This is a genomic window from Pseudomonas rhodesiae (genome assembly GCF_013285305.1).
Lineage (GTDB): Bacteria > Pseudomonadota > Gammaproteobacteria > Pseudomonadales > Pseudomonadaceae > Aquipseudomonas > Aquipseudomonas rhodesiae.
The window spans coordinates 3,306,450-3,326,312 of sequence record NZ_CP054205.1 but is presented as its reverse complement, the minus strand read 5'-3'; the positions used below and the strand labels follow the sequence as shown (position 1 = coordinate 3,326,312).

The 19,863-nt window shown below is 60.9% G+C and carries 22 protein-coding genes; 7 read left to right on the top strand and 15 right to left on the bottom strand.

Features of this window, described 5'->3' with window-relative positions; genetic code table 11:
- Positions 1 to 196: 196 nt before the first annotated feature.
- From HRH33_RS15030 to HRH33_RS14990, 9 genes are read right to left on the bottom strand one after another with little or no spacing between them, the layout of a single operon-like run.
- Positions 197 to 1,279, bottom strand: a complete 1,083-nt coding sequence (locus HRH33_RS15030) for a protein-glutamate methylesterase/protein-glutamine glutaminase (RefSeq protein ID WP_167418027.1) — start codon at positions 1,277 to 1,279, stop codon at positions 197 to 199.
- Positions 1,242 to 1,775 carry a chemoreceptor glutamine deamidase CheD gene (cheD, locus tag HRH33_RS15025; RefSeq protein ID WP_034138320.1) on the bottom strand — a complete coding sequence of 178 codons (534 nt, stop codon included), beginning with the start codon at positions 1,773 to 1,775 and terminating at the stop codon, positions 1,242 to 1,244. The genes HRH33_RS15030 and cheD overlap by 38 nt, the downstream gene beginning before the upstream one ends.
- Entirely contained in the window at positions 1,772 to 2,581 is an 810-nt protein-coding gene (locus HRH33_RS15020; RefSeq protein ID WP_034138319.1) for a CheR family methyltransferase, read from the bottom strand. Before HRH33_RS15020 ends, cheD begins: the two co-directional genes overlap by 4 nt.
- Positions 2,582 to 2,590: 9 nt before the next feature.
- Positions 2,591 to 3,130, bottom strand: coding sequence for a chemotaxis protein CheW (locus tag HRH33_RS15015; RefSeq protein WP_034138318.1), 540 nt, complete (start codon positions 3,128 to 3,130; stop codon positions 2,591 to 2,593).
- Between the two features lie 37 nt (positions 3,131 to 3,167).
- Positions 3,168 to 4,823 carry a methyl-accepting chemotaxis protein gene (locus HRH33_RS15010; protein ID WP_167418026.1) on the bottom strand — a complete coding sequence of 552 codons (1,656 nt, stop codon included), beginning with the start codon at positions 4,821 to 4,823 and terminating at the stop codon, positions 3,168 to 3,170.
- A gap of 29 nt (positions 4,824 to 4,852) precedes the next feature.
- Positions 4,853 to 6,892: a chemotaxis protein CheA gene (locus tag HRH33_RS15005; protein ID WP_040268195.1), complete on the bottom strand. Its 2,040-nt coding sequence runs from the start codon at positions 6,890 to 6,892 to the stop codon at positions 4,853 to 4,855.
- A 38-nt stretch (positions 6,893 to 6,930) separates the two neighbouring features.
- Complete coding sequence (locus tag HRH33_RS15000; RefSeq protein ID WP_034097649.1) at positions 6,931 to 7,218, bottom strand: STAS domain-containing protein; 288 nt, start codon at positions 7,216 to 7,218, stop codon at positions 6,931 to 6,933.
- 15 nt (positions 7,219 to 7,233) lie between these two features.
- Complete coding sequence (locus HRH33_RS14995) at positions 7,234 to 7,602, bottom strand: response regulator (protein ID WP_034097651.1); 369 nt, start codon at positions 7,600 to 7,602, stop codon at positions 7,234 to 7,236.
- A 9-nt stretch (positions 7,603 to 7,611) separates the two neighbouring features.
- Positions 7,612 to 8,523, bottom strand: coding sequence for a methyl-accepting chemotaxis protein (locus tag HRH33_RS14990; RefSeq protein ID WP_373873673.1), 912 nt, complete (start codon positions 8,521 to 8,523; stop codon positions 7,612 to 7,614).
- Between the two features lie 571 nt (positions 8,524 to 9,094).
- On the opposite strand from HRH33_RS14990, the gene gcvA reads away from it, so the two are divergent.
- The 5 genes from gcvA (at position 9,095) to HRH33_RS14965 (ending at position 13,415) form a co-directional block, all read left to right on the top strand.
- A complete protein-coding gene (gene gcvA / locus HRH33_RS14985; RefSeq protein WP_167418024.1) occupies positions 9,095 to 10,045 on the top strand; it encodes a transcriptional regulator GcvA in 951 nt (316 codons plus the stop codon).
- 29 nt (positions 10,046 to 10,074) lie between these two features.
- Entirely contained in the window at positions 10,075 to 10,902 is an 828-nt protein-coding gene (locus HRH33_RS14980; RefSeq protein ID WP_167418023.1) for a DMT family transporter, read from the top strand.
- A gap of 30 nt (positions 10,903 to 10,932) precedes the next feature.
- Positions 10,933 to 11,694 (top strand): SDR family oxidoreductase, encoded by a 762-nt coding sequence (locus HRH33_RS14975; RefSeq protein ID WP_167418022.1) that lies wholly within the window; start codon positions 10,933 to 10,935, stop codon positions 11,692 to 11,694.
- 150 nt (positions 11,695 to 11,844) lie between these two features.
- Positions 11,845 to 12,420: a DedA family protein gene (locus HRH33_RS14970; protein ID WP_167418021.1), complete on the top strand. Its 576-nt coding sequence runs from the start codon at positions 11,845 to 11,847 to the stop codon at positions 12,418 to 12,420.
- 71 nt (positions 12,421 to 12,491) lie between these two features.
- Positions 12,492 to 13,415 (top strand): tetratricopeptide repeat protein, encoded by a 924-nt coding sequence (locus tag HRH33_RS14965; protein ID WP_167418020.1) that lies wholly within the window; start codon positions 12,492 to 12,494, stop codon positions 13,413 to 13,415.
- 26 nt (positions 13,416 to 13,441) lie between these two features.
- Here the strand turns inward: HRH33_RS14965 and HRH33_RS14960 are convergent, their stop codons facing one another.
- Complete coding sequence (locus HRH33_RS14960; RefSeq protein ID WP_080758733.1) at positions 13,442 to 13,573, bottom strand: DUF2256 domain-containing protein; 132 nt, start codon at positions 13,571 to 13,573, stop codon at positions 13,442 to 13,444.
- A 131-nt stretch (positions 13,574 to 13,704) separates the two neighbouring features.
- On the opposite strand from HRH33_RS14960, the gene HRH33_RS14955 reads away from it, so the two are divergent.
- Positions 13,705 to 15,036, top strand: a complete 1,332-nt coding sequence (locus HRH33_RS14955) for an APC family permease (RefSeq protein WP_167418019.1) — start codon at positions 13,705 to 13,707, stop codon at positions 15,034 to 15,036.
- 7 nt (positions 15,037 to 15,043) lie between these two features.
- On the opposite strand, the gene HRH33_RS14950 is transcribed toward HRH33_RS14955, so the two are convergent.
- The 3 genes from HRH33_RS14950 to HRH33_RS14940 are packed head-to-tail and all read right to left on the bottom strand — an operon-like array spanning position 15,044 to position 16,988.
- Positions 15,044 to 15,367 (bottom strand): hypothetical protein, encoded by a 324-nt coding sequence (locus HRH33_RS14950; protein WP_034138355.1) that lies wholly within the window; start codon positions 15,365 to 15,367, stop codon positions 15,044 to 15,046.
- A 22-nt stretch (positions 15,368 to 15,389) separates the two neighbouring features.
- A complete protein-coding gene (gene xth / locus HRH33_RS14945; RefSeq protein WP_034138309.1) occupies positions 15,390 to 16,199 on the bottom strand; it encodes an exodeoxyribonuclease III in 810 nt (269 codons plus the stop codon).
- 24 nt (positions 16,200 to 16,223) lie between these two features.
- Positions 16,224 to 16,988: an OBAP family protein gene (locus HRH33_RS14940; protein WP_094066563.1), complete on the bottom strand. Its 765-nt coding sequence runs from the start codon at positions 16,986 to 16,988 to the stop codon at positions 16,224 to 16,226.
- A gap of 258 nt (positions 16,989 to 17,246) precedes the next feature.
- Between HRH33_RS14940 and HRH33_RS14935 the strand changes: the two genes are divergently transcribed.
- Positions 17,247 to 17,396, top strand: coding sequence for a hypothetical protein (locus tag HRH33_RS14935; RefSeq protein ID WP_167418018.1), 150 nt, complete (start codon positions 17,247 to 17,249; stop codon positions 17,394 to 17,396).
- A 39-nt stretch (positions 17,397 to 17,435) separates the two neighbouring features.
- On the opposite strand, the gene HRH33_RS14930 is transcribed toward HRH33_RS14935, so the two are convergent.
- Positions 17,436 to 17,822 (bottom strand): DUF1850 domain-containing protein, encoded by a 387-nt coding sequence (locus tag HRH33_RS14930; RefSeq protein ID WP_034138307.1) that lies wholly within the window; start codon positions 17,820 to 17,822, stop codon positions 17,436 to 17,438.
- Entirely contained in the window at positions 17,819 to 19,846 is a 2,028-nt protein-coding gene (locus HRH33_RS14925; protein WP_167418017.1) for a TRAP transporter permease, read from the bottom strand. The genes HRH33_RS14930 and HRH33_RS14925 overlap by 4 nt, the downstream gene beginning before the upstream one ends.
- Positions 19,847 to 19,863 lie beyond the last annotated feature (17 nt).

Here is a 19,863-nt window from a genome sequence, read left to right as displayed (position 1 = left end):
CCAGCAACACAAGGCACAAAAAAAGGCCCTGTCCATCGCTGGCGGGCCTTTGAAGTTCGTTGGCTATGGGCTCACGACACCTCGCACGCACCGCTTTGAGCGGTCGTGGTGAGGGTGGTCGAGGTGAGGCAATAATTTGTCATGAATCGACACTAGCAACACGGTCGCCCGCTGACAAGGGCGCAGCCGCTGGACGTCACTTATGCAAAATCGCCTGATGAATTTCCTGCAACGGCATGACGCGTTGGGCGGCGTTGAGTTTGATGGCTTCCTTGGGCATGCCGAACACCACGCAGCTGGCTTCGTCCTGAGCTACCGTGGCGGCGCCGGCGTCGAGCATTTCCTTGAGGCCGCGGGCGCCGTCGTCGCCCATGCCGGTCATGATGATGCCGGTGGCGTTCTTGCCGGCAAATTTGGCCACTGAGCGAAACAGCACATCCACCGACGGCCGATGGCGATTGACCAGCGGCCCGTCAATCACCTGGGCGTGATAGAAGGCACCGCTGCGGGTGACCATCAGGTGTTTGCCGCCGGGGGCGATCAAGGCCAGGCCGGGCAGGATACGGTCGTTATTGCGCGCTTCACGCACCTCGATCTGGCACAGGCCGTTGAGGCGCTCGGCAAAGGACGCGGTGAATTTTTCCGGCATGTGCTGCACGATCACTATGCCCGGGCACACCCTCGGCAGCGCCGTGAGCACCGCTTCTAGCGCTTGGGTACCGCCAGTGGAAGTGCCGATGGCGACGATGCGTTCGGTGGTCTGGGCCATGGCCTGGCCATTGGCGGCGGGCAGGATCGCATCCGCCGTGAGCTTGCTGGCAGGGGCGGGGGCTGGTGTGGGCTTGGCGATGCGCTTGCCCAGGTTCTTGACGTTGGAGTTGGCCGCCGCACGAATCGCCGCCACCAGCTCGGGGCCGGACTCGATCAGGAAGTTTTTCAGCCCGGTGGTGGGCTTGGTGATGATCTCCACGGCGCCGGCTGACAACGCCTGCAGGGAGGTTTCCGCGCCTTTCTGAGTCAGCGACGAACAGATCACCACTGGCGTGGGGCGCTCGCTCATGATCTTGCGCAAAAAAGTGATGCCGTCCATACGCGGCATCTCCACGTCCAGCACGATCACATCCGGCCATTCCCGCGCGAGCTTGTCCATGGCGAAGATCGGGTCGGAAGCCGCACCCATGACATGGATATCCGGTGTGTCGTTGAAAATCGCCAGCAGCACCTGGCGTACCACGGCTGAGTCATCGACCAGCAGCACGCTGATTTTTTTGGTAGGCATCTTTTTCGAGTATTCCCATTGGTTGGTGCCGGACCCAGACGTTGCCGTTCCAGAGGTCGAACATAATCGTGCGATAGCCGGTACTACCCATGTCCTGGGCCGCCAGGTGCAGGTGGTGGCGTTCGGCGAGGGCCAGTGCGGCGCGGATATTCAGGTTGGCCACGTTGTGGGCCGGTCGCTGGCGCGGTTGCTCAGGGAACATCTCGCCGCCGCCGAACACTTTGACTTGGTAATCCTGCGGCCGTGTACCGTTGGCGCGGGCGTGGCGCAGTAACAGTTCGAGGGCTTCGTCAGCGTACTTGCCATCCAGTGGCTGGCCCGTGCGGTTGCGCGCCGGCAGCATGAAATGGCACATGCCACCGATGCGCCGTTGGGGGTGCCAGAAAGTGAACGCCACACAGGAGCCGAGCAAGGTACGCAAACGCGTCGGGCAGGTGGCAAAGCTGACTTGGCCAGGGGCGAGCACCACCTCGGCGGCATTGGCTGGCTTTTTCATGGCTTGCGGTAAATCGACGGCGCCACCAGCTTCAACGTGTCATTCACGCCGTTGAGGCTTTCAGAGTGGCTGATGATGAAATAACCGCCGGATTTAAGCTGCGGTAACAGTCGCGCCACCACCTGGGTCTTGGTCGGCTGGTCGAAATAGATCATCACGTTACGCAAGAAGATCACGTCGAACTCGCCCAGGCCAGGCAGGGGTTCATTAAGGTTGACCTGGACGAAACTGACGCGGTTGCGCAGTGGCTTGTCGATCAGGAACGTTCCGTCCTGGCGGCCGATGCCCTTGAGGCAGTACTTGACCAGCAATGGCTGGGGCAGGTTGGCGGCGCGCTCCATGGGGTAGTGGCCGTTGCGCGCCTTGGCCAGCACTTGGGTGCTGATATCGGAGCCGAGCACTTCCCAAGGCGTGGTGCCCAGGCCTTCGGCCAGGGTCATGGCCAGGCTGTAGGGTTCTTCGCCCGAGGAACTGGCCGCGCTCCACACGCGGAACACCTTGCCGGGCGCGGCGTTGGGCAGCACCTGCTGGCGCAGGAAATCAAAGTGCTTGGGCTCGCGGAAAAAGTAGGTCTCGTTGGTGGTCAGCAGGTCCAGCGCCACTTGCAGCTCGCCTTTGCGCTGATCGCTCATGATCAGCTTGAAATACTCGCCGTAGCTCTTGAGTTCATAGTGCTTGAGCCGCTTGAACAGCCGACCGGCCACCAGGGCCTTTTTGGCCGGTGACAGGTTGATGCCCGCCGCGCGATGCAGCCAGGACTGAAACTGGCCGAACTCGCGGTCATCCAGCGGGGTGGTATCAGGCATGATCGCACCTCACCGCGGGTCGAAGTCGAGGGCCGGCGCCTGGCCGGCTTCGGCAAGGCTGGACATCTCATCGATGGACAGCACTTTGTCCACCTCCAGCACAATCACAAACTTGCCCTCGACCTTGGCCATGCCGCTGATGAAGTCTGCACGAATCCGCGCGCCGAAGCTGGGCGGCGGCTCGATCTGGGCGGCCGGGATTTCCTGCACGGCGGATACGGTGTCCACCAGCAACCCGATATCCTGGGGCAGGCCGTCCTCGGTGCTGGCTTCGATAATGATCACGCATGAACGGCGGGTGATCTGCGAATTGGCCCGGCCAAAACGCGCCGACAGGTCCACCACCGGCACCACCGCACCGCGCAGGTTGATCACCCCGCGCACAAACGCGGGCATCATCGGCACCACGGTCAGGCTGCCGTATTCGATTATTTCCTTGATTCCCAGAATGCCGATGGCGAACATCTCGCCGCCGAGCATAAAGGTCAGGTATTGCGCATCCTCGTCGACCGCGACGGCGGCCTGGCGGGTAGTCATCACTGCGCCCATCTCATTACTCCCTGTGAGCCCGGATTGATGCGTACGATCAGAAACGGGTGAATTCCGATTCGTCCGGGGCACTGGCCATGTTGTAGGCAAAGGCCTTGCGCGCTGGCGGTTGCGCGGGGCGCGGCGGCTGGCGAGTCGGCTTGCTGCCGGCGCTGTCGACACTGCTTTGGGTGGCGGCCCTGGACGTCGTGTCGAGCACGAAGAAACTCATGGCCTGCTGCAATTGTTCGGCCTGGCTGCTCATCTCTTCGGCGGTGGCGGCCAGTTCTTCGCTGCTGGAGGCGTTCTGCTGGGTGACCTGGTTAAGCTGGGTCATCGCCGTGTTGATCTGCGCCACACCGGCGGCCTGCTCTTCGGACGCCGCGCTGATTTCCTGCACCAGGTCGGACGTTTTGTTGATCGACGGCACCATCTCATCAAGCAACTTGCCGGCTTTCTCGGCCATGTCGACGCTGCTGGAAGACAGTTCGCCGATTTCCTGAGCGGCAACCTGGCTGCGTTCGGCCAGCTTGCGCACCTCGGCGGCGACCACGGCGAAACCTTTGCCGTGCTCACCGGCCCGTGCGGCCTCGATGGCGGCATTGAGGGCGAGCAAATTGGTCTGGTAGGCAATGTCATCGATGATGCTGATGCGCTGGGCGATTTTCTTCATCGCCACCACGGTCTGCTGCACTGACTCACCGCCGTCGGTGGCCTCCTTGGCGGCCTTGCTGGCCATGCCGTCGGTGACTTTGGCGTTCTCAGTGTTCTGGTTGATGCTGGCGCTCATCTGTTCGATAGAGGCACTGGTTTCCTCGACGCTGGCCGCTTGTTCGCTGGTGGCCTGGCTCATCGATTGCGCCGTGGCGCTGACTTGCTCGGAAGCGCTGGCCAGATTGTCGGCGGCATTGCGAACTTCGCCGATGATATGCGCCAGTTTGCCGACCATATTGCGCATGGCATTGAGCACCATACCGGTTTCATCTTTGGCGCCCGGTTCGATCTGTGCACTGAGGTTGCCTTCGGCCAATTGCTCGGCGGCGTTGGCAGCCAGCCTCAACGGACGGGAAATAATTCGCGCGATAAACAGCGCCAGGCCCAAGCCGATCAACAGGGCGGCGACCAAGGCCGCGATGATCGACAGACGCGAGCTTTCATACAACGCAGAACCCTTGTCACCGGCAGCAGTGGCGCCAGCATCATTGAGCTCGACCATTTTTTGCAGGCGCGCGGTCACTTCATCGAAGTGCGTCTTGGATTCGCCCCTGAGCAGCCCGCGCGCTTGGGTTTCCTGGTTCTCCCTGGACAGCTCAAGCAACTGTTTACTGGTGGCCAGGTACGCAGCCCATCCGGTTTTCACGCTGTCCAGCAACTGTCGGTCTTCGTCATTCGATAGCAGTTGTTCATAGGTCCCCATGCGTGTGTCGAACTGCTGGCGCGCCTCGGCGGCTTCGCGTTCGGCCAGGGCCTTTTCCTCGGCGACCTCGGTGGCGACATGACGGTTCTCTTTCAAGCGGTAGTTGGCCGCGAAGAAGCGCATACCGGCCGCCGCGCGCATTGACGGCATCCAATTGCCGCGGATGTCCTGGGCGGCTTGGTTGACCCCCCCCAATTGGAGGATAGCGAAGGCACCCATGGCCGCGGTGAGCGCCAGGACCACTAGGAACGAGCTGATCAGCTTGGTGGAAATTTTTAGATCGTAAAACCATTTCATCGCGGAACCTCCATGGAATTGCAAATACGTCAGCGAGCGACGACCAGTGGCGACTGTGGCGCCTGGGCTGTGCGAGCTTCCATTTGTACGAGTTGGTTGAGCAGGGCCGGCACATCCAGGATCAGGGCCACGGCCCCGCTGCCCAGAATGGTCGAGCCGCTGATTCCGCGCAGTGCGCCAAACAGCTTGCCCAAGGGTTTGATCACGGTCTGGAACTCACCGAGCAGGTCGTCCACCACCAGCCCGGCCTTGTGCTCGGCATAACGCACCACCACCACGTTCTGGCGCCGGGCGGCGGGGCCTTCGTGGTTGAAGTGGTCGCGCAGGTGAACCAATGGCAGCACCTCGCCGCGAAGGTCCAGATAGCCTTGTTCGCGGCTGGAGTCGCGCTGTGGTTCGTCCAGTTCGATGCATTCCTGAACCATGTCCAGGGGAATCACATAAGTGGCTTGGTCGATGCCGACCAGGAAGCCATTGATGATTGCCAGGGTCAGCGGCAGCCGAATGCGCACTACCGTGCCCTGGCCGGGGCGACTGTCCAGATCGACGGTGCCGCGCAGCAGCGTGATGTTGCGCTTGACCACGTCCATGCCAACGCCGCGCCCGGACAGGTTGGTCACCGCCTCGGCGGTGGAGAAGCCCGCTTCGAAAATCAGGTTGTAGATTTCCTGATCGGACAGCACCGCACCGCTGGCCACCAACCCGCGTTCCTGGGCTTTTTCCAGAATGCGCTCGCGGTTGAGCCCGGCGCCGTCGTCGGCGATTTCGATGACGATGCTGCCGGAGTCGTGATAGGCATTGAGGCTCAGATGGCCCTTGCTCGACTTGCCCGCCGCGCGCCGCGCCTCGGCGCTTTCGATACCGTGGTCCATGGCGTTGCGCAGCAGGTGCATCAGCGGATCGCCGATCTTCTCCACCACGGTCTTGTCCAGCTCGGTTTCCGCACCGCTGATCAGCAGGTCGATGTCCTTGCCCAACTCCTGGCTGACGTCGCGCACCACGCGGCGGAAGCGGTTGAAGGTATCGCCGATGGGGATCATGCGCAGATGCAGGGCGCCATCGAGGATTTCTTCCACCAGCCCCGACACCGTCGACGTGGCTTCATGCAGTGGGTCGTGGTTGCAGGAGCGCGCCAACAGACTCGCGCCGGCGCTGGCGATCACTAACTCACCGACCAGGTTGATCAACTCATCGAGCTTGTCGGCGTTGACCCGCACATAGTTGCCATCTCGGGGTTTGGCCTCGCTGGCCGTCGCCACGCGCTGGGGCGCGGTGCTCCGGTGAGTGGGTTCGGCCTGGGTAACCAGCTCGGTGCCGGTGCTCGCCAGGTTGATGGGCGCCTCATCGACGGCCGTGATCTGCACCTCACACTCGTCGCGCACAAAGTCGAACACTTCGTTGAGGGTGGCGTGGCTGGCAGTGGAGCGCAGGTCGATCTCGAAGCCCAGGTAGCAGCTTTCCGGGTCAAAGTTTTCCAGCGCCGGGATGCTGTCGGTGAGGGTGTCGACCTGCACCATTTGCCCCAGGGTTTGGAGGTAGCGCAGGAACGACAGCGGGTCCATGCCATTGCGGTACACGTCCGCGCCGAAGCGCAGAGAAATATGCCACAGCACTTCGGCTGACTCGCCGTCGGCCGCCTTAGCGGTTACGGCGTCGGCGGTTGTGGCGTGAAGCGGGTGGTAGACACCCAGCGCCTCGCGCAAAGCCTCACCGCGCTGCAATGCGGCGGGTGTAAGGGCTTCACCACGACTGGCAACCACGTCGATCAGTTCGAGCATATGGTCGCCGCACTTGAGCAGCAGGGCGATCAAGTCGGCATCCACCGCGATATCGCCGTCGCGCAGGCGGTCCAGCACATCTTCGACGATATGCGTGAACCCCACGATCGGCGCCAGGCCGAACAGCCCGGCGGAGCCTTTGATGGTATGCGCGGCGCGGAATATCGCACCGATGGCGTCTTGATCGTCGGGTTCGTTCTCCAGTTGCAGCAGGGATTGCTCCATGGCCTGCAACAGTTCGCGGGCCTCCACGATGAAGGTCTGCTGTGCCTGATCGAGATTGATGCTCACCTGGACTTTCCTTGTCGATCAATGAACGGTGGCGCCGCCTACAACGCGGCGCCGCGACAGAGTTGCAGTGTTTGCGTGACGGCCTGGCTCTGGCCAGTCAGGCTCAGGGCCGTGCCGTTGATGCCGGCTTCGCGCTCGATCACCGCGAGCAGTTGCAGGCCGGCGCCATCCATCTCAGTGACCTGTGACAGGTCTAGCTCAAGGCGGGCCGCGGCGCCAACCTGCGGCAGCAGCGCGGCGGCCAGCTCGGCGACGGTGTAGATCGTCAGCTCGCCTTCAATGCCCACGCGGGCCGTGTCGTCAGTGGTTTCGTGGGTGATGGACATGCCAGCCTCCCCGGATCACGGCAGAATCAGCTTGGACACCGCCGCCAGCATCTGCGCCGGCTGGAACGGCTTGACCACCCACGCCTTGGCGCCCGCGGCCTGGCCTTCGGCCTTTTTCGATTCCTGGGACTCGGTGGTCAGCATGATGATCGGGGTGAACTTGTAGTTGGCCAGCTTCTTCACCTCTTTGACGAAGGTGATGCCGTCCATATTGGGCATATTCACGTCACTGATGATCAGGTGCACTTTCTGCCCGTTGAGTTTGCCCAGGGCGTCCTTGCCATCGCTGGCCTCGATCACGTCGTAACCGGCGCTTTTCAAGGCAATACCGACCACTTGCCGCACGCTGCTGGAGTCGTCGACCACTAATACACTTTTCGCCATGATGGGCTCCTAAAAGAAAGTGATGTCTTGGGAATTCTGCTGCGCGGCGTCGTTGCCATGGTGCGTGCGCCGCTGCTCGTCGGTGGCGTAGGTGGCCTCCATACTGGCCAGCCATTGTCGGGCGTCGATGCTCACGGCCTGGTCCGGCGCTTGCCTGGCCTGACGCAAGTGATCGTGCAAGGCGTTCATGTTGTCGCGCACATGGCTGAGAATCTGGCTGACCCGGTCCTGGAACTGCAGGTTGACCAGCACGTCCGTCATTTCGTCGCGGATGCCGTAGCTTTCCTGCTTGAGCAGGTCAGCGGACTCGGCCAGGCGCCCGGTGATGTTCTGGAAGCGCTCAAGCACCAGTTGGATGCTTTGCTCGGACGCGCCGACGGAGTGGCTGTCCTGATCGGCGCTGGTGGAGGCGGCCTGCACCAGCTGGGTAATGGCGTTGTTGATAATGTCGACCTTGGCCGACATTTGCTGGCCGGTCTCGCTGGACTTGCTCGACAGGCTGCGCACCGCATCGGCCACCACCGCAAAACCGCGCCCGGCTTCACCGGCACGGGCCGCTTCGATTGCGGCATTCAGCGCCAGCAGGTTGGTCTGCGCGGCAATCGCGGCGACGTCGGCGGCCATGGTGCGTAATTCGCCGGTGTAGGCGGTAAGGCCGCGTACTTGCGCCAGGGTTTGGTCGCGGCTGGATTGGGTGGCCTTAAGTGAGTCGATCACCTGGCTCAATTCGCTGTCACTGCGCGCCAGCACCTTGAGCGCGCCGTCGGCGGCTTGCCCATCCAGTTCACCGGCTGCGTGCTGTGAAGCCTGGACGGTTTCCTGCAAGCGTGCGGCGATCCCAGTGAAACGATTCGCCAGGCTGACAATGGCTTCCTCGGTCTGCTGGCGTGAACTTTCCACCTGTTTGGCCCAGATCGGCATGGCGCCCAGCAACACCTCATCGAGTTGCGCCCGCGCCGCCTGGCTGTTGTGCGCTGCGTCGGCATCGGCCTGATTGGCCAATGCGCTCGATGTCGCGCGCCATAGGGCATCGCGCTGAGATTTCGCGCTCCAGGCGCAGGCCCCAAGACCGACCAGCACCAACGCCGCGCACGCAACGAGGTTGGCCGCGGAGGTTGATTGGACGAGGATCCAGATCACCGCAGGCACCACGGGAATGAAAGCGAACCAACGAAAACGCGGATGACCGGTAAGGGAAGTGCGGCTGGATGGAGGCGGGGTCATAGTTCGATCCTTGAACAGTACTGCGGATATATAAACAACATAGGGGTTATCTGCCCTATGTGCCGCAACTTTAGACACGCTAGTGTGCCTTCCGTCTGGTTTATTACCATCAGGTGACCGACAGTCATGTCTAAATGCCACTATTGCGAACTGTAGCCTAAAGTTAGGCATTTTGGCTGCTTCAACGGCGAGGTTATTCAATCAACTTGGCTTTATGATGAGCTAACGTTCATGCAACACCCTCTGATGACTCGCTGGATACGCCCCGATGAGAGACCTGCCGCCCACCGCGACACTTCGCGCTTTTGAAGTCGCTACCCGCCACCCGACCTTTACTGCCGCCGCCCACGAAATGCATGTGACTCAAAGCGCTGTCAGTCACCAGCTCAAGCATCTTGAGGCGCTGTGGGGCGTGCAGTTGTTCGAGCGTGGCAAGGCGCTGCGCCTGACAGCGGCGGGCGCAACTCTGGCGCCTATCGTGCGCGAGTTTTTTTTGAGCCTGGAGGCGACGCTCAACGACCTGCGCGAGCAGAAGGGCAGGGTTCGGCTCAGCGTCAGCACCACCTATTCCTTTGCGCTGAAATGGCTGTTGCCACGCCTGCCGAACCTCTCTCGCCTGCACCCCGAGCTGCTGGTGTCGTTGGACACCACGGATGCCATTATTCATTTCTCCAACGCCCAGGCAGACGTCGCGATCAGGCTGGGCAAGGGCAGTTACCCTGGCCTGTATTCGGAGTTCTTGTTCGGGGAACAGGTATTTCCCGTGGCCAGTCCCGAATTGCTGCGCCGCGTCGGGACACCGCTGAGCCCCGCCGAGTTGTTGCATTTTCCGCTGTTGGCCCGTGATGGCGCAGAACTGGCACCCAAATGGGAGGCGTGGTTCGAGGCGCTGGGCCTGGTGTATCTGCCGCTCAGGGAAAGTGTCAGATTCGGCGATACCAACATGACGGTCGAGGCGGCATTGCTTGGCCAAGGCGTGGCATTGGTGCGCAGCGGGCATGTCGAGAAGGAAATCAGCGATGGCCGTCTGGTGCGGCTATTCGATGTGCATTTTCCATCGCCGCTGGCTTATTACTTCGTGTGCCCCAAAGGCGTCGAAACGTTGCCGCACATCGTCAGCTTTCGCCAATGGTTAATGAGTGAGGCGCTGAAAGTGCGGGACGTGAAGGCGCCCATGATGAGTGTTCATTCATGCCTCGATGAGGAGACTTCGCTGTAGTCCCGACACCGGCGTAAATAGAATGAGGCATGCCTATTCATCTGGTCTGCCTCGTCCTTTTCGCCGCGCTCCTGCATGCCAGCTGGAATGCCCTGCTGCGCAGCGGTGCCGATCGCCTGTGGTCCATGACGGTGATGTGCATGGCCATCGCCATCACCTGCGCGGTCGCTGCCGTGTTTATGCTGCCGCCTGCGGTTGAAAGTTGGCGCTATGCGCTGCTGTCGGGGCTGCTGCATGTGGGCTACAACTTGTTTCTGGTGCGCAGTTACCGGGTCGGCGACCTGGGGCAGATCTATCCGATTTCCCGTGGTTCTTCGCCGGTGCTGATCACCCTGGGGGCCGCCGTTTTTGCCGGGGAAACCATCGCTCCTGGCCAGTTGCTCGGTATTGCGTTGGTCTCGGGTGGGATTATTTCGCTGGCGTTCAGAGGGCGCCGGCTTTCGGTCCCCAGCCTGCCCTATGCCCTGGGCACAGGCTGCTTTATCGCCGCCTACAGTGTTGTCGATGGCATCGGCGCCAGGCTCTCCGGCGCGCCAATGGCCTACACCGTATGGATGAGCGCCCTCTGGGGCGTGCTGATGCCCATGGTTTACATCGCTCTGCGCGATACCCGCAGCCTGTTCCGCGTGCGGCCCGGCACCCTGACGGCGGTGCTCGGCGGGCTGGTCTCTTTGCTCGCCTATGCCATGGTCATCTACGCCATGAACGAAGCGCCCTTGGGCGCAGTATCCGCATTGCGCGAAACCAGCGTGTTGTTCGCGGCATTGATTGGCTACGGGTTCCTCGGCGAGGCGCTGACTGCGCGCCGCATTCTGGCGTGCGTGGTGATCGCCTGCGGCGCCATCATCCTCGGCTGACTCGGCCAATCACCTAGAGAGGGATTCACCATGACCACTGTTTCGCAGGCCCCTTTGGTCCTGATAACCGGCGGCAGTCGCGGGGTGGGTGCCGCCACCGCCCGGCTGGCAGCCCAGCGAGGGTATGACGTGGCCATCAGCTACGTCAGCAACGAGTCCGCGGCGCAGGCGGTGGTTGCGGATGTGCAGTCACTGGGACGCAAAGCCTTGGCCATGCGCGCCGACAGTGCGGATCCGCGCCAGGTGGCCGATCTATTCGCGGCCATCGACCGTGAGTTCGGGCGCATCGACGTCCTGGTCAATAACGCCGGGGTACTGGCGCTGCAATCACGGGTGGAGGCTCTCGACTTCGAGCGGATGCAGCGCATTTTCGCAGTCAACGCCATCGGGCCGATACTCTGTGCCCAACAGGCGGTACGGCGCATGTCCTATCGTCATAATGGCGCTGGTGGGGTGGTCATCAATGTCTCTTCGGCATCGGCCCGACTTGGCAGCCCCAATGAATACGTGGACTATGCGGCCTCCAAGGGCGCCCTCGAAACGTTCACCATCGGGCTGGCTAAAGAGGTGGCGCGGGAAGGCATACGCGTCAACGGTATTCGCCCCGGGCATATCTACACCGACATGCACGCCAGTGGCGGTGAGCCTGGGCGGGTCGATCGCGTCAAGGACTCGATCCCCATGGGGCGGGGCGGCCAGCCGGAAGAGGTGGCACGGGCGATTCTATGGCTGGCGGGCGCGGAGGCGTCGTTCGTAACCGGCACCTTTCTCGATGTGACCGGGGGTAAATAAAGCAGGGCGCGGCGCTGGCGCGGAGTCCAGTAAGCGGCTGCTCGTCACCTGTTGAAGGAACCGTCTCGCTCACGGCTGTGTCCATGTGCTGTCGCCACCGATCAGCACTGGCCCCGAGACATTTAGCCGTTATGGAGTAAATGCGCGCGCATGTTTGAACACCTCGACCTTAATCACCTGCTGGCCACCTATGGTTACTGGGCCGTTTTTATCGGCTGCCTACTGGAAGGCGAAACGATTCTGATACTGGGAGGCGTGGCGGCGCATCAGCAGGTGCTCAAGTTGCTTCCCGTGATCGCCTACGCCAGTCTCGCCGGCATGTTGGGGGACCAATTGCTGTTCTGGGCGGGGCGCTATTTCGGCGACCGTTTGTTGCCGCGCTTACATAAAAAACAAGCGGCCATCGACAAGATCACAACGTTGATCCATCGACACCCCACGGTGTCGATTTTTTCGGTGCGCTTTCTCTATGGCATGCGTTTGTTGGGGCCGATGGTGATTGGCGCGAGCAGGATTTCACCGCTTAAGTTTGCCTGCATCAATGCCATTGGCGCGCTGGTCTGGGCCACGCTGTTTGCCAGTGCAGGGTATTGGGCTGGGGAGTTTTTGCAACGCGTCTTGGGCGACTTGAAACCTTATCGACTGCCTATTGCACTAGGCGTCGTCGGCGTGTTGGTGGCTGTGGGGCTGATACGCCATTACCGATCCAAACGCAGGCAACCCTGACTCGCGGCTCCTAGGGTGAAGCCAATCCAGTCATTACTGGCATAATGCCGTTTTCCCGTTCACCCGGATGCATGGACGCTATGTTAAAGACCCTGACGCTTCTGGTGCTGTTGAGCACCATCATGGGCTGTAAAAGCCTGACCCGACCCGCCGATTACGATTCATCGATGACTGGCTTTCGCTGCATGTGGATTGCGGGCCAGAAACCGTTTGAGCGCGACAACCTGCGCTATATCGAGCGCTACGCCGATTATGGCAATCCCACGTGCATGGCCATACTCGGCAAGCTGTATCAGGAGGGTGGCTATGGGGTCGATCAAGACTTTCGCGAGGCCCACGCCTTGTTCGTCGAAGCCGCCAAGTTAGACCCGGCTGTCAATGTGCTGCTCGGGCAGATGGCCGAGCGCGGCGAAGGTGAGCCGGTGGATTACGCCAGGGCGCGTACGTTCTACCGTCTGTCCGGTAAGAACGCTGCGCTGCCGTTGGGGCGTTTGATGGAGGAGGGCGAAGGAGGGCCGCAGGACCTGCCTGGCGCCCTGGCCTTATATCTGGAGGCCTCCGAACGCTGTGGCGATGAGGCTTGGCTTGCGATGAACCGTTTGCGTAAAGCCGGCCAGCCGCTCACTGAGGTTCAGGCCAAACGTTATCAGCAAATGTGGCTGAGCAGCTTTGTCAATTTACAAAAGCGGCGGATGGCAGTGGGTGAAGTGTTAGAGGCTGTTGACGCCACCGGCGAGGCCAAGCGCGTCACGCTGTCCTACCGCTTCAAGTCAGACAGTGGCGCCCCTCAGGTGACAATGGTCGAGCCCTCGGGGGATGCCAATGTGGATCAGTGGGTCATGAGGGCCGCCGCGCGGGTGACCATGGGCGAATCCGCGCCCTTGACGGACAGTTCGGGGGTGCTGGAAATCAAGGCGCCGCTGCTTTTCACGGTGCAGGACCCGCAGCACAAGCCTTACCGGAATTGGCTATGCGGTCGTAAACCCTGCAGTTGATCGTCCAGCGTTGACCAAGAGCATGCTCAGGGTTTGTTGCGTCGGCAGCGCTCCGAGCAATAACGCACCTCGTCCCAGCAACGCGCCCACTTCTTTCTCCAGGTGAAAGGCAGGCCACATGTCACGCAGGTCTTGACTGGTAGATCACTCTTTTTCATGGCTCTTAGGGCTGTGGGATAAGCAAATAAATGAACTATGGCAGCGTAACGCTTTTCCATGTTTAAACAACTTTGCTATTGCCGGCTCACGCCGGCTGAATCCACAGTGCAACCCGCCCGTAGAGCCGCCCATGACTGATTCCAGCCTCAGCAACGCTTCGCCTTCCAAGCTGTCACTGCGCCGCGCCGTCACCGGACCGATGCTGTTTTTGTTCATCCTTGGCGATGTGCTGGGCGCCGGTGTCTATGCGTTGGCTGGCACCATTGCCGGGCAAGTGGGCGGGGCGATCTGGGTGCCGCTGCTGGTGGCGTTGTTCTTTGCCATGCTCACCGCCGGCTCGTACGCGGAACTGGTAACCAAGTACCCCCACGCCGGCGCCGCGTCGGTGTTCGCTGAGAAGGCGTTCAAGTCGCCGCTGGTTTCGTTTCTGGTGGGCTTCAGTATGCTCGCGGCCGCGGTCACCAGTGCGGCGGGGCTGTCCCTGGCGTTTACCGGCGACTATCTGGCGGCGTTTTTTGAGGTGCCACCGACCTTGGCGGCCTTGGTGTTCCTGGCGGTGATCGCATTGCTCAATGCGCGTGGTATCAAAGAGTCCCTGGGCGCCAATATGGTTATGACCTGCATTGAGTTGTCCGGGTTGTTGCTCGTGGTCATCGCTGCGGCCTGGTGTTTCCAGGCCGGTGAGGCGAACCTGGGGCGCGCCGTAGAATTCAAGCCTGGCGTGAACCCAATGCTCGCGGTATTGGGGGCGGCATTGTTGGCGTTCTATTCGTTTGTCGGCTTTGAGACCTCGGCCAACCTGGCGGAAGAAATCCGTAACGTGCGCACCGTGTATCCGCGCGCGCTGTTCGCCGCATTGGTCACCGCCGGTATCGTGTACATGGCGGTCGGGGTCGCTGCCTCTGTGGTGTTGCCGACGGACCGACTGATGGCTACCTCAGCGCCGCTGCTGGAAGTAGTGCGGGCTTCGGGCCTGAACATTCCACCCCAGTTATTCGCCTTCATTGCCTTGGTGGCGGTGGCCAACGGCGCACTGCTGACGATGATCATGGCCAGCCGCCTGGCGTACGGCATGGCTCGCATGGGGTTGTTGCCGGCGCCATTGTCGCGGGTTCTGCCCAAACGCCGTACGCCGCTGGTGGCGATCGTGGCCACCAGCGGCGTGGCCATGGCGCTGACCGCCACCGGCACGCTCGCAGCCCTGGCCGAGACGGTGGTGCTGTTGCTGTTGTTTGTGTTCCTCAGCACTAATCTGGCCGTGCTGGTGCTACGTCGGGACCGCGTCGACAAGGACCACTTCCGCGTGCCGACCTGGGTGCCGATATTGGCGATAACCTCGTGCCTGGTTCTGCTCAGCCAGCAAAGCCTCGATACGTGGCTGCGCGGCGGTGCGCTGATGCTGCTGGGGGTTGTGCTATATGGCTGCAATCGCCTGGCCACACCCATTGCAGAACCGAGCTAATGGGGCGCTAAGCTGACGTCTCGGCCAACGCCGCATGCCATTGGGCATAGGGCGTATCGCTTACCTTCTTCTGGTTGAGATCCGCAGCACCGTCATCCCACCACACCGGGCCACGCTCACCCAGGCCCACCTTGGCTTTCTGCACTTGTGTGCGAGCAGCCTGTAACTGGCGCGGATCACCGGACGCCTTGGCGGCTTTGACCGCGCGGCGCGCGGTCATCAGTTGATTAACCAGGCCCTGCCGAGTGTCTTCGGGCAGCGAGGGGTTGCTGCACCGCCACAGGGTACCTCTTACGACGAAATAGCGGCCATCGGGGGTAGTTGGGTACATCACCGGCATTGCTCCTAGAGGTTCAAGTACGCTGGATACGCTTGCGCGGTTTGGCACTGATTTGAACCCAGACCGGTGCATGGTCGCTGGCATGTTCTTCGTTGCGCACCCATGCATCGACGCCGGCGTTTTCAAGGCGTGGGGCCAACACCGGGTTCAGCAATAGATGATCGATACGCAAACCAGAATTTTTCTGCCAATGCTGACGGAAATAATCCCAGAACGTGTATACGCGCTCGTCTGGATACAGGTGCCGAAGCGAGTCGACCCAGCCTTGGTCCAGAAGCTTTTGGTAGCACGCGCGGCTCTCGGGCTGGAGGAGGGCATCCTTGAGCCACGAGCGGGTGTTGTAGATATCCAGATCGGTAGGCACCACGTTGTAATCTCCAGCCAGCACCACCGGGTGTTCACTGCTGTGTAAGGTTTGAGCGTGTTGAATCAACTGTTCGAACCATTGCAGTTTGTAATCGAACTTCGGCCCAGGCTGAGGGTTGCCGTTGGGCAGGTACAGGCAGCCGACGATTACCCCCAGCACCGCCGCTTCCAGATAACGGGCCTGGGGATCATGTTCGGCCCCCGGTAACCCTCTATGGATCAACAGCGGCTCGGCATCGCGCGCCAGAATGGCGACTCCGTTCCACGCCGCCTGGCCATGGTGTACAGAGCCGTAACCTGCTTGCTCCAGCGCCTTGGCGGGGAAGGCGTTGTCCTGCGCTTTCAGCTCCTGCAGGCAGACAATGTCGGGCCGCTCTCGCTCCAGCCACTGCAACAGGTTCGGCAGGCGTGCGCCTATGCCATTGACATTGAACGTGGCGATCTTGAGGGATTGCATAGCTTGGCTCCTCAATCGATGAATTCAGTGCCGATGGGGTGTTTGGGTTGGATCAGCTATCTGAAATACCTGGCCCCGGCGCCACGCATCCGCCCCTGGCGCCACGGCGGGAGCCGGTATATCCGCGCGGTCTTTGCGCTTCTGTGCGCTGTCAATGCCGAACCGTTGATCGCGCTCGGCGACTTTTTGCGGGTCGGCCTGGCCGTCGGCGGTGAAGCCCATCATCAGTTGGGGCACGCCCAAGGGCAGGTCCTTATGCAGGTCGGTGTGCCAGGTGTGCCAGGTCTTGCCGTAGGTGTGCACGAGCTTTTCCATCAGCGCATGCTCGGCCACCTCAGGGATACCGGGCGCCACGAGTTGGCCGGATTTCACCTCGTGCACATGGCTGTGCCACAGCGCCTGCTCGGCCTTGGGCAGGCCGGTGAACAAGCGCTCGCTGATGATGTATTCCACACCCATCAACTTGGCGTCCTTGCGATTGCCATCGTAGATCACGCACTGGATCACTTCGTCGTTGAGGATCGCGCAATAGTGATGGGCCTCCATTTGCGCTTTCATATCGCCGTTGTAGAAATGGAAACCGTCGAGGTAAGCGTTCAAGGCATCAATCGGAGGGCGCGATTGCAATAGCGCTGCGCCGGCGTCCAGGGTGCGTGTGGTCGGCGAGGGGGCATCGCCGGGTGCGACCACATTGGAGGCTGTATTGTCAGCCGCGCAAGCGCCGAGCAGCAGCGCCGCTGCGCTTGCACAAGCCGTTTTGAGTACGAGGAATGTACGTGTTGCAGACATGGTTGAATCCCTTCCGCTGAGTCGAATGCTTCCCTATGGATAACCCTCGTGTCGAGAAAGTTTGTTATTTGTGCACGAAACACCGACGACAGGCACAACTCCAGGCTGTTTTTTAAGTGCATGGAAACATCAACCGCTTATCAGGCTTGGATCAAATTTGTTGAACATCCGTTGAGTGCCCATGGACAGACTACACATGGGCCGTTGCAGATAAAGCGCTTGTCCATGACTTATTCCTCTACTGCCGGGTAAATCATCATGAAAAAGCTATATGTGTGCCTGAGTGTGTGCAGCCTGTTCCTCCTGCAGGGTTGCTTCGATAACTCGGACAATGCCACCAAAGGTAATAGCAGCTCGACCAAGTCCTCCGTGCAAATGCAAGAAGGCAACGCGGATCAGCATAAGTAATAGCAAGGGACATCTGGGGACTGAGTGATCATCCGCCCGTCAGCCGGTGTTGCACGGCCATAGTTGAATGAAGGGATGGCGCGTGGTTGGCGCGCCCACCCAATGGCTCAGAGCGTGACACTGGCCATCGACACACAGCTGGTAATCGCCAGCCTCCGGTGTTCGCCCCAGCCGCAAGGGTTGCAAAGGCGGCAATGGGTGCCGGTAGTGCCAGCTGCCATTTTCCAGTCGTGCGTCGTCTGGAACCTCCATCCCCGCACCGTTACCGCGTACCCGCGCCTCTTCCAGGACTAGCCCTTGCTCGGTCACGCGGTAGTCTTCCTCCCAGCGGATCTTTTCAATGGTGTGATCCCAGGCCAGCGTGAAGTGTGAAACCGACAGCTGGGCCCACACCACGCTGGTCAGGCCCAGGCATACGCCGATCATGGTAGGGCGAGCTCTGCACGTCGGGACCGCCAGACATGCTGGAGGATCACCGCTATCCCCAGCGCGAAGCCCAATTCATCGGTCAGCGGCAACGCCACCACCAGCAAGGCTCCAGCCGCCACACTCAGCAGTCGTTCCCACAGGGGCATCTTGCGCAGCAAATAACCGGTGGATGCCATGCCCCAGAGCCCGACTGCAAACAGGGTCTTGATCAGCATGTACGCAGTCATCCACAAATTATCGCCTTGCAACATCAACGCCGGGTTGTAGACCGCCATAAAGGGTATGACAAACCCCGCCAGGGCAATTCGCACCGCCCAGAGGCTGATCTTGAACCCAGTCTCTTTAGCGATCGGGGCCGCGGCAAAGCAGGCGAGGGCGACGGGGGGCGTCAGGTCGGCGAGGATGCCGAAATAAAATACGAACATGTGCGACACAATCAACGGTACGCCCAATTCCAAAAGGGCGGGGGCTGCAATCGAGCTGGTGATGATGTAGTTGGGTATGGTCGGAATACCCATGCCCAACACCAGGCAGGTGATCATCGTCAGGATCAGCGAAAGCAGTAGATTGTCTCGGCCGATCGCCAGGATGTATCCCGCAAACGTCGAGGCGACGCCCGTCAGTGAGACCACACCAATAATGATCCCCACCAGGGCGCACGCGATGCCAACCGGTACAGCATGGCGTGCGCCTTCTACCAGGGCGTGCAGGCAGATGGTCAAGGTTTCGTGCCCGCCCTTGATGAGCCCGCAGCCCACCACCAGCGCCGCAATCACGGCAAAGATCACACCGATGCCCAGTTGGAAAAAGCCGGTACAGAGGATGCCCAGCGCAATCCAGAACGCGCAGCGCAAGCCAAAGCTTTGTACTTTTAGAATAATTGCCGAGCCGAGAATCACGATGGCCGTGAGTGCCAATCCGACCATGCCGGAAAACAACGGCGTACGCCCGGAAAACAATAAGTAGACCAATACCAGCAGGGGTATCAGCAGATACCAGTTCTCCTTCACTGCGCCCAGCGCACTGGGGCATTGATCCTTGGGCAAGCCCTGGAGATTGGAGCGCTTGGCTTCCAGGTGAACCATCCAGAAGATCGAGCCAAAGTACAAAATCGCGGGGATCAACGCCCCCTTGGCGATCTCCACGAACGGGACGTTAATGGTTTCGGCCATGATGAACGCGACGGCACCCATGACCGGCGGCATCAGTTGACTGCCCATGCTGGCGGTCGCTTCCACCCCGCCGGCAAAAGCTGCCCGGTAGCCGAAGCGCTTCATCAGAGGGATGGTGAATTGTCCAGTAGTCACCACGTTGGCGATGCCCGAGCCGGTTATCGTGCCCATCAGCGCCGATGAGGCCACGGCGACTTTGGCCGGCCCACCCAGTTTGTGGCCGAACAGGCCCATGGCAAAGTCGGTGAACAACTTGATCATGCCGGCCTGTTCAAGGAATGCGCCGAACAGGATAAACAGGAAGATATAGGTCGCCGAAACATAGGTGGGCGTGCCGTACAGCCCTTCGGTGCCAAAAGACAGCTGGTTGATGATTTGATCGAAACCATAACCTCGATGGGCCAGCTCCCCCGGCAGATACTCGCCAAACAGGCCATAAGCCAGGAACAACCCGCAGATGATTGGCAGGGCAATGCCCATCACCCGTCGAGCGGCTTCGAACACCAGCAGCACCAGCACAATGCCGATCACCGTATCTGCGGTGGTCAGGTCCCCTGAGCGCTGGATCAGATCAGCCTCGTACCGCCATTGATAAAACGCGGTGGCAATGGCTGCGAGGCTGAGAATCCAGGCCAACGGTTGCCAGGGGCGCCGGTTGCCATAGGCCGGATAGCTCAGGTAGACCATCCACAATAAGAAGCCGACGTGTATCGCGCGCAGTACCTGGCTTGAAAAGGGCGAAAAGGCTGCCGTGACGATCTGAAAGATCGAAAATAACAACGCGACGTAAAACAGCGTTTTTGGCCAGTCTCGCGGGGTCGCAGAGATGCCTTGATGTTCTTCACTCATTAGCTGCCTGCCTCACT